This window comes from Pontibacterium sp., assembly GCF_041587635.1.
GTDB lineage: Bacteria > Pseudomonadota > Gammaproteobacteria > Pseudomonadales > Balneatricaceae > Pontibacterium.
The window spans coordinates 1-4382 of record NZ_JBFGYC010000350.1 but is presented as its reverse complement, the minus strand read 5'-3'; the positions used below and the strand labels follow the sequence as shown (position 1 = coordinate 4382).

The 4382-nt window shown below is 46.4% G+C and carries 7 protein-coding genes; 2 read left to right on the top strand and 5 right to left on the bottom strand.

The annotated features are described in order from the left end of the window. Both ABYW01_RS15205 and ABYW01_RS15200 read left to right on the top strand, forming a co-directional pair. On the top strand, positions 1-382 hold a 382-nt coding region (locus ABYW01_RS15205), incomplete at its 5' end, for a DsbA family protein (RefSeq protein ID WP_372834226.1). Continuing rightward, a complete protein-coding gene (locus tag ABYW01_RS15200) occupies positions 363-566 on the top strand; it encodes a 4-oxalocrotonate tautomerase family protein (RefSeq protein ID WP_372834223.1) in 204 nt (67 codons plus the stop codon). The genes ABYW01_RS15205 and ABYW01_RS15200, both read left to right, overlap by 20 nt. 222 nt (positions 567-788) lie before the next feature. Here the strand turns inward: ABYW01_RS15200 and ABYW01_RS15195 are convergent, their stop codons facing one another. The 5 genes from ABYW01_RS15195 to ABYW01_RS15175 form a co-directional block, all read right to left on the bottom strand. After that, positions 789-1565 carry a DUF4344 domain-containing metallopeptidase gene (locus ABYW01_RS15195; RefSeq protein WP_372834222.1) on the bottom strand — a complete coding sequence of 259 codons (777 nt, stop codon included), beginning with the start codon at positions 1563-1565 and terminating at the stop codon, positions 789-791. Positions 1566-1658: 93 nt separating this feature from the next. Beyond that, the gene (locus ABYW01_RS15190; RefSeq protein ID WP_372834219.1) at positions 1659-2075 is read right to left on the bottom strand and encodes a hypothetical protein; all 417 of its coding nucleotides are present in this window, start codon (positions 2073-2075) and stop codon (positions 1659-1661) included. 106 nt (positions 2076-2181) lie between these two features. Continuing rightward, positions 2182-2850 (bottom strand): penicillin-insensitive murein endopeptidase, encoded by a 669-nt coding sequence (locus ABYW01_RS15185; RefSeq protein ID WP_372834217.1) that lies wholly within the window; start codon positions 2848-2850, stop codon positions 2182-2184. Positions 2851-2904: 54 nt separating this feature from the next. Further along, on the bottom strand, positions 2905-3480 hold the full coding sequence (locus tag ABYW01_RS15180) for a YdeI family protein (protein ID WP_372834216.1): 576 nt from the start codon (positions 3478-3480) through the stop codon (positions 2905-2907). Positions 3481-3583: 103 nt separating this feature from the next. After that, positions 3584-4282: a restriction endonuclease gene (locus tag ABYW01_RS15175; RefSeq protein WP_372834214.1), complete on the bottom strand. Its 699-nt coding sequence runs from the start codon at positions 4280-4282 to the stop codon at positions 3584-3586. Between the last annotated feature and the right edge of the window lie 100 nt (positions 4283-4382).

Below are 4382 nucleotides of genomic sequence, written 5' to 3'. Positions count from 1 at the left end.
CCACTACTTCAACACGTTCAAAGCACACTGTTTGCTGCAGTGGGCAGAGGCGTTCGACAAACACCTCATCCTGAACCAGCACCTCAAGCGTGCTTACTTCTCTCAGGGTGCAAATATCAGCGACACAGGCGTACTCATCGAGTTGGCTGAACAAGCAGGACTGGATGCAAACGAAGCGGAAGCGGCCATTCGCTCAGAGGAAATCATTGCACTAACCCAAGCCAAACAGGCGCGGGCTAAAAGCCTGTCCATTCAGAGCATTCCGGCCTTTATTTTCAATCAGGATCAGTTGGTAGTGGGATCGAATTCAGTTGAGTTTTTTGCCGACCTTATTCAAACATTCTTAGACGAGGAAACACCCCATGCCATACGTAAACATTAAAGTGACCGATGAAAACGTGACTGCGGCAGAGAAAAAAGCCCTGATCGAGGGCACAACGCAACTGTTACAGGATGTACTGAACAAAGACCCCAAAGCTACGTTTGTCGTTATCGACGAGGTGTCTACTGATAACTGGGGGATTGGGTATAAAACGGTGACGGAAATCCGACAACAACAAGAATAATACGAAGGCCTCAACACTTCAGACAACGTGTTGAGGCCTCTTGTAGGTTCACAGGGATAACTGCAGGCAAACTGGATCACAGTAGATTTAATCGTCAGGGCCAAAAATCGTAAAGCTCCTGCCATGAGCGTCCCGCACATGCTTACGCCTCAAACCCTATGTATAAAAATGATCCTTAACATAGTCGCGGCCCCATTAAGGCCAACTTACCTCTATGCCAAATTAGCCCGCCGTGTTGTCCTGAATGTGGGGTGCCAACACTTTAAACCAGCTTTGCGTCGTATATTCATACTCTTCAATACACAGCTCCGCCCTCTCTTCCGAAAGCGCACCGTCTTCAAGGATCGCCACATATTTTGCGGGATCGCTACCGTACACATGACACAACGTACTGAAATACCGTTGATCATCTAAGCTATGCTCATCCCAGAAATCTTCATCCCCGAGTGTATCCCGGTCGTCACTTTCCAAATCAAACAGGTCAGCAGCACTCAGCGCAATCTCCTGTCCATCATCGAAAAACTCGATCAGCAGAATCGTCGCCAACGCATCGGCTGCATCTTCCTCTTTACCCAATACCGGCAGCTCATAGATCGCGATGGCTGCATGGGCAAACTCATGAAACAGCGTATGCATCAGCGCATCTTTGGTCGCTTCCTCTGCGGTTACACCCGTTTCCTTATAGTTTGCCTGCGAAAACCGCTCTTTGATCTCGGTAACAAAGGAATACGGGATCAGGATTCTGTTTTCTGCCCCATCATACAAAGGCCCCTCTTCCCCCCCGATAAAGAACACCAGCGGTTCCGGTAACTGAAAGTAACCGTCAATAAAGGTAGTAACTGATCCAATTGTGTTAGATGTCTTCAGCTCTTTGCTTATGGCTGTTTCGACTGCACCTTCGGGCTTGGCGTATTCGACGCGAACATCATTCTCTGCATAGGCAAAGGCCGAGGTCAGAAAAGCACTTGTGACCAGTAGTAGTGTTCTAATGAGTTTCATAAATATTCCAGATTGAACCCGCAAAGGCTCAGAACTACCGAAGGAAGCTAGTAAAACTAACTTCCCCCCGACCCCATTTATGTTTGTAATGTTTTAAGTTTCTTTGATCATAGGCTCTATAGTCGAACCATCCATAAGAACGACTGAACTATAGTGCCCAACAGTTAGCTCATGACCATCAATACTAGGGCGAAAGCCAATATGGTAATACCAGATACTTTGGTGCTTTATTGGCCAGGAGACCATCCTCAAATCGATCGAAAAAACTTTAAAACCATCAAATTTTGAGTGTCTTTTTTTGACACTTTCAGTTGCCTTTGAGATAGCTTCATCAATAGAAAGCGGAGGACGATCTTGTGCGTTCCACCGTGGCATTCCTGCTAATTTGGAACTAGGAATGGTATACGAATATACAGTATCAGCAGACCTACTAGTAAATAGCTCGATATCTTCTCCGTAGGTTGAAAAAGATAAGAAGCTTAAAAGAACTAAACCTAATACTCGTCTCATATTATCCTCCATGACACATAACACTTTAAATAAGAAGTTGAAGACTGATTGTCGTCGTAGACCCCAGCCTCAAAGCTGGCGAAGCTTGATCTGTTTGTTAGTGCTCTTACTCGCACGGAATTGCGAAATCAACATGGTAGTGCTCGTCATGCCTGACCCAAGAGCGTCTTTTTGAAAACTGGATGTTTTCTTTCAGATAGTTTCCGTACTTTGTTGTGAACAAATGTGGCTGAAGCTTCGGATCAAAAATGACACGCCATAGATCGTGGCCTTGCGCTTTTGCTGCCTTGTGCAGTGACACTATGTGGGCGGCCAAGGCGATATAGTCGATTGTGAGATCATCGTACTTGCCTGCTTCATCAAATTCGATGTTGTAACCAAACTTGTTGAGTGGATGCGTAGATAGGTGGACGGACTTTCCTTGAGACGTTGTCACGGGCGTCATGAAGTCTACCGACAATCCGTTCCTGTGGGTTTTGTGGGGTTTGAATTTACCTCCATTTTCAAAGCCTGTTTCTGCGTACTTAAAGACCTTTTTGGGCTGCTCTGTCTCTAGTGTTTTGTATGCCTGTACGATGATCTCTTTCACCGAGGAATGAACGTATGTTCGGCCCGCCAAACGTGCGACTGAGCTATACCCGGTGTAGTTCTTTCCAGCAGCAGGAAGCCGGACGCCATTCTCCAGCCTTCCGGATGATGTCGTACCATAGCAAGTACTCACTTTAGCGAAAGTAAACGACGGTAGTAGCGCGATGAGGAGTATGAGGAGCTTCATAATTTAGTAGTGCAAATCCTCGCCATACGGCGTGGAATAGTTGGTTAATTCCACTTATCTAAGCTTTTCTTCATTAACAAGCATGTCCATGAATTTTTCAAACCGCCTTCGCCTAGTCTCGGGTTTCTTCGCAATTATCAATCCAGGCGCGATAACATCACGACTCGACTTAGTGAGCGTCTCAAAAAACTGTTTCGCCTTCGGCCTACTCTCTAGTGCATCGAGGAAATCAGCCGGCACTTTCATCTCACTCGCCGTATAGGCATTCTCCCAACGACCGTCCGCTTTGGCAGCACGAACCTGCACGAGTCCCGACTCCGTCATCCGGCCCTCACTTATCAAACGCTCCGCATGATCTCTGTTCCTTTTCGACCAGTTGCTTCGCGCCTTTCTTGGAGTGACCCGCTGGAGATAGGCTTGGTCATCAATTGATTTCTTGACGCCATCGATCCAGCCCCAGCAAAGCGCCTCAACCACGACATCGTCCCAAGTGACGCTCGGTATCCCTGTCTTTATCTTGAATATCTTTACCCACAGTTCAGTTTCGGTGGCGTGATTCACCTTGAGCCACTGGCCGAGATCTTTCGGCGATGTAAAGGTCATGATTTTCGCTGGATCGGATTGAGGCATAGAATTAGATTCTCTTCGGTATAACGTCCGCATTTACGACTAGTTTGAAGCACAGCGGAAAACTAGTCCGACAACATGCGCTTGTTAGCTGAATGCTCCCTATTTACAATGCTCTTCGACTCACAGTCCTGATGCTCGATTTTACACCTTCAATTAGATGAAGCTCAGCAGACTGAACACCATCAGCGTCACTTTCAATCGAGGCTAGCCAAAACCAAGGCATTTTACACTGACATTGAGCACCGACATCCTCCTCATCGTCATATGCAGGAGTAAGCACGCAGCCACAAGCAAGGCACTTGATGTGAAAATTACGACACTTATCACACTTGCCCACGTAATGAATGTAGGAGACCATATTTGTCGAATGGAAATCGTTTTGAAGCGGAGCCAAAAAAATATCTACTGAAGGGTAACCATCCCAGAATACTTTTCCTTTACAGCGTGATGTTGCGCTACAAGAAGGCCATGTAGATGGGTCAAAATTCTCCAGCCTGTCCAACGGTAATAATCGTAGTGAAACAACCTCTTGCGCTCTACGCTCCGCTGATTTCGTATAGCCGTTAGGACAAACTAAATATCCATGTGTTGCCCCAACATCTTCCATCAATCCAAGAAAAGCTTCCACACCGTTGACATCAATGCGCCGTTTCTTAACTTTAGCGTCAATGATGATTCGATTGCGATTGTCTGTGTCATGTCTGTGGTCAATTAACACATCAATCTGCCTTTTACGTGAACTAAATTTCCCCTTAACAGATGCGTTGAGGCTGTCGGATAAGTCCCGTAGCCCTTGGTTCATGGGATAGATTCCCGTTACAATCGATCAACAGAACTTTACCGCTGATGGTGCAACGGATGGCACGCTACAAACACTACGATTACAACCAGACCAAGATGAT